At 55.9% G+C, this 5,253-nt stretch carries 3 rRNA genes; all 3 read right to left on the reverse strand.

The features are described from left to right. Positions 1-7: 7 nt before the first annotated feature. Positions 8-124, reverse strand: a 5S ribosomal RNA gene (gene rrf / locus EEB19_RS26230). Positions 125-226: 102 nt separating this feature from the next. Further along, positions 227-3,358, reverse strand: a 23S ribosomal RNA gene (locus tag EEB19_RS26235). Positions 3,359-3,730: 372 nt separating this feature from the next. Further along, a 16S ribosomal RNA gene (locus tag EEB19_RS26240) occupies positions 3,731-5,251 on the reverse strand. Together the 16S, 23S and 5S rRNA genes form the textbook arrangement of a ribosomal RNA operon. Positions 5,252-5,253: the final 2 nt, after the last annotated feature.

Consider the following 5,253-nt stretch of genomic DNA (forward strand, 5'->3'; position numbering starts at 1 on the left):
AAATTGTGTTCGGCGGTGTCCTACTCTCCCACACTGGTTAGGGTGCAGTACCATTGGCGCTGGAGGGCTTAGCTTCCGGGTTCGGAATGGGACCGGGCGTTTCCCCTCCGCTATGGCCGCCGTAACTTTGTGAAACCCACACACAACGGGTTTGTTTATTCGTGTTGTGTGTTGTTTCAGAAGTGTCATAGTGGATGCGAACTCTTGCTTTTGAGGTAAGAGTGTTGTTGGTAAGTCCTCGGCCGATTAGTACCAGTCACCTGAACCTATTACTAGGCGTACAGTTCTGGCCTATCAACCCCATGGTCTGTAGGGGGCCTTAACCACTCAAGGTGGTGAGAAACCTCATCTTGGAACAGGCTTCCCGCTTAGATGCTTTCAGCGGTTATCCCTTCCGAACGTAGCTAACCAGCAGTGCCCCTGGCGGGACAACTGGCACACCAGAGGTTCGTCCGTCCCGGTCCTCTCGTACTAGGGACAGGTTTCCTCAAGTTTCTGACGCGCGCGGCGGATAGAGACCGAACTGTCTCACGACGTTCTAAACCCAGCTCGCGTGCCGCTTTAATGGGCGAACAGCCCAACCCTTGGGACCTACTCCAGCCCCAGGATGCGACGAGCCGACATCGAGGTGCCAAACCATCCCGTCGATATGGACTCTTGGGGAAGATCAGCCTGTTATCCCCGGGGTACCTTTTATCCGTTGAGCGACACCACTTCCACACGTTGGTGCCGGATCACTAGTCCCGACTTTCGTCCCTGCTCGACATGTACGTCTCACAGTCAAGCTCCCTTGTGCACTTACACTCAACACCTGATTGCCAACCAGGCTGAGGGAACCTTTGGGCGCCTCCGTTACATTTTGGGAGGCAACCGCCCCAGTTAAACTACCCACCAGGCACTGTCCCTGAACCCGATCAGGGTCCGAGGTTAGAAGTCCAATACGATCAGAGTGGTATTTCAACAACGACTCCACCCACACTGGCGTGCGAGTTTCACAGTCTCCCACCTATCCTACACAAACCGAACCGAACACCAATACCAAGCTATAGTGAAGGTCCCGGGGTCTTTTCGTCCTGCCGCGCGTAACGAGCATCTTTACTCGTACTGCAATTTCGCCGAGTCTGTGGTTGAGACAGCAGAGAAGTCGTTACGCCATTCGTGCAGGTCGGAACTTACCCGACAAGGAATTTCGCTACCTTAGGATGGTTATAGTTACCACCGCCGTTTACTGGGGCTTAAATTCTCAGCTTCACACCCCGAAGGGCATTAACCGGTCCTCTTAACCTTCCAGCACCGGGCAGGCGTCAGTCCGTATACATCGTCTTACGACTTCGCACGGACCTGTGTTTTTAGTAAACAGTCGCTTCTCTCTGGTCTCTGCGACCCACACCAGCTCAGACCGAAAAGATCGTCACCAGGATGGGTCCCCCTTCTCCCGAAGTTACGGGGGCATTTTGCCGAGTTCCTTAACCACAGTTCTCTCGATCGCCTTAGTATTCTCTACCTGACCACCTGTGTTGGTTTGGGGTACGGGCCGTGTACCAACTCGCTAGAGGCTTTTCTCGGCAGCATAGGATCATGGAATTCGCCGCAACGGCTACGCATCACCTCTCAAGCATATGACCGGCGGATTTACCTACCGATCGCCCTACAGGCTTACACCAGTATTACCACTGACTGGCCCCACTACCTTCCTGCGTCACCCCATCGCTTGCCTACTACCAGCCAAGGTCCCATGCAGCCGGCTCACGTCTCCCGAAGGAGATCGATCACCATTTGGATGGTTAGTACAACTGATTCAGCATGGACGCGGATACACGGGTACGGGAATATCAACCCGTTGTCCATCGACTACGCCTGTCGGCCTCGCCTTAGGTCCCGACTCACCCTGGGCGGATTAGCCTGGCCCAGGAACCCTTGGTCATCCGGCGGCAGAGTTTCTCACTCTGCTTTCGCTACTCATGCCTGCATTCTCACTCGCACAGCCTCCACACCTGGATCACTCCGGCGCTTCCAGGGCTGCACGACGCTCCCCTACCCACCCACACACCTGGCCCACAACCCGTAGATCATGGGCGGGCTTATGTGAGTGCCGCGGCTTCGGCGGTGTACTTGAGCCCCGCTACATTGTCGGCGCAGGATCACTTGACCAGTGAGCTATTACGCACTCTTTCAAGGGTGGCTGCTTCTAAGCCAACCTCCTGGTTGTCTTCGCGACCCCACATCCTTTTCCACTTAGTACACGCTTAGGGGCCTTAGCCGGCGATCTGGGCTGTTTCCCTCTCGACTACGAACCTTATCGCCCGCAGTCTCACTGCAGTGCTCTCACTTACCGGCATTCGGAGTTTGGCTGACGTCAGTAACCTAGTAGGGCCCATCGGCCATCCAGTAGCTCTACCTCCAGTAAGAAACACACCACGCTGCACCTAAATGCATTTCGGGGAGAACCAGCTATCACGGAGTTTGATTGGCCTTTCACCCCTACCCACAACTCATCCCCTCCATTTTCAACTGAAGTGGGTTCGGGCCTCCACGACGTCTTACCGACGCTTCACCCTGGCCATGGGTAGATCACTCCGCTTCGGGTCTAGACCCGGCGACTCCACGCCCTATTCAGACTCGCTTTCGCTACGGCTACCCCACACGGGTTAACCTTGCCACCGAGCACTAACTCGCAGGCTCATTCTTCAAAAGGCACGCCATCACCCACAGCCGACCAAACGACTCGCAGGCTTTGACGGATTGTAAGCGTCCGGTTTCAGGTACTATTTCACTCCCCTCCCGGGGTACTTTTCACCTTTCCCTCACGGTACTAGTCCGCTATCGGTCACCAGGAAGTATTCAGGCTTACCGGGTGGTCCCGGCAGATTCACAGCAGATTCCACGAGCCCGCTGCTACTTGGGAGAACATCACGCAAGACCACAGGTTTTCAGCTACCGGACTCTCACCGACTACGGCAGACCATTCCAGGCCACTTCACCTAACCCATGATTTTCTCACTCACGCCCAGACAGGTAGATCTGAGAAGATGAACCCCACAACCCCACACGCACAACCCCCACCTGGTCTCACATGCGCATGGTTTAGCCTCCTCCGCTTTCGCTCGCCACTACTCACGGAATCACAATTGTTTTCTCTTCCTATGGGTACTGAGATGTTTCACTTCCCCACGTTCCCCCCACACAGGCTATACATTCACCTGGTGGTAACACCACATCACTGGTGCTGGGTTTCCCCATTCGGACACCCTCGGATCACAGCACGGTTGACAACTCCCCGAGGACTATCGCGGCCTCCCACGTCCTTCATCGGCTCCTGGTACCAAGGCATCCACCGAACGCCCTTAAACACTTACAACAACACCTACAAACAACCCCCCACAAGGAGGACCGAATGTAGACACCACAAACATTGCAGAAAAATCTACAAATAAAGATGCTCGCATCCACTATGCACTTCTCAAACAACACACACCGACCACCCACTCGATCCTCCACGTCTCATCACAAGACGCATCAACAGAACAGCGCAACAGTCGGCCCAGAAGAAACGTGTGTTCCCTCAGAACCCCGATAGTGTGTTGGCGACCGCCGGCACCTCGCGGTACCCGCGACACGAACCAGGCCCTCATGTGAGAACCGTTGTCGTGCTCTTCGATGTTTCACCCTCGAACACACACCCACCGCAACACGAACGGCTGCGTAATGAGTGATGTTGTGTGCTCCTTAGAAAGGAGGTGATCCAGCCGCACCTTCCGGTACGGCTACCTTGTTACGACTTCGTCCCAATCGCCGATCCCACCTTCGACAGCTCCCTCCACAAGGGTTAGGCCACCGGCTTCGGGTGTTACCGACTTTCATGACGTGACGGGCGGTGTGTACAAGGCCCGGGAACGTATTCACCGCAGCGTTGCTGATCTGCGATTACTAGCGACTCCGACTTCACGGGGTCGAGTTGCAGACCCCGATCCGAACTGAGACCGGCTTTAAGGGATTCGCTCCACCTCACGGTATCGCAGCCCTCTGTACCGGCCATTGTAGCATGTGTGAAGCCCTGGACATAAGGGGCATGATGACTTGACGTCATCCCCACCTTCCTCCGAGTTGACCCCGGCAGTCTCCTGCAAGTCCCCGGCATAACCCGCTGGCAATACAGGACAAGGGTTGCGCTCGTTGCGGGACTTAACCCAACATCTCACGACACGAGCTGACGACAGCCATGCACCACCTGTACACCAACCACAAGGGAACGACTATCTCTAGCCGCGTCTGGTGTATGTCAAACCCAGGTAAGGTTCTTCGCGTTGCATCGAATTAATCCACATGCTCCGCCGCTTGTGCGGGCCCCCGTCAATTCCTTTGAGTTTTAGCCTTGCGGCCGTACTCCCCAGGCGGGGTACTTAATGCGTTAGCTACGGCACGGATCCCGTGAAAAGGAACCCACACCTAGTACCCACCGTTTACGGCGTGGACTACCAGGGTATCTAATCCTGTTCGCTACCCACGCTTTCGCTCCTCAGCGTCAGTTACTACCCAGAGACCCGCCTTCGCCACCGGTGTTCCTCCTGATATCTGCGCATTTCACCGCTACACCAGGAATTCCAGTCTCCCCTGTAGTACTCAAGTCTGCCCGTATCGCCTGCACGCCTGCAATTGAGTTGCAGAATTTCACAGACGACGCGACAAACCGCCTACGAGCTCTTTACGCCCAGTAATTCCGGACAACGCTCGCACCCTACGTATTACCGCGGCTGCTGGCACGTAGTTGGCCGGTGCTTCTTCTCCAGGTACCGTCACTCACGCTTCGTCCCTGGTGAAAGAGGTTTACAACCCGAAGGCCGTCATCCCTCACGCGGCGTCGCTGCATCAGGCTTCCGCCCATTGTGCAATATTCCCCACTGCTGCCTCCCGTAGGAGTCTGGGCCGTGTCTCAGTCCCAGTGTGGCCGATCACCCTCTCAGGTCGGCTACCCGTCGTCGCCTTGGTAGGCCATTACCCCACCAACAAGCTGATAGGCCGCGGGCCCATCCCACACCGCAAAAGCTTTCCACCAACCACCATGCGACAGTTGGTCATATCCGGTATTAGACCCAGTTTCCCAGGCTTATCCCAGAGTGCAGGGCAGATCACCCACGTGTTACTCACCCGTTCGCCACTCGAGTACCCAGCAAGCTGGGCCTTTCCGTTCGACTTGCATGTGTTAAGCACGCCGCCAGCGTTCGTCCTGAGCCAGGATCAAACTCTCCATGAAAA

It is taken from the genome of Gordonia sp. OPL2 (genome assembly GCF_003797825.1).
Lineage (GTDB): Bacteria > Actinomycetota > Actinomycetes > Mycobacteriales > Mycobacteriaceae > Gordonia.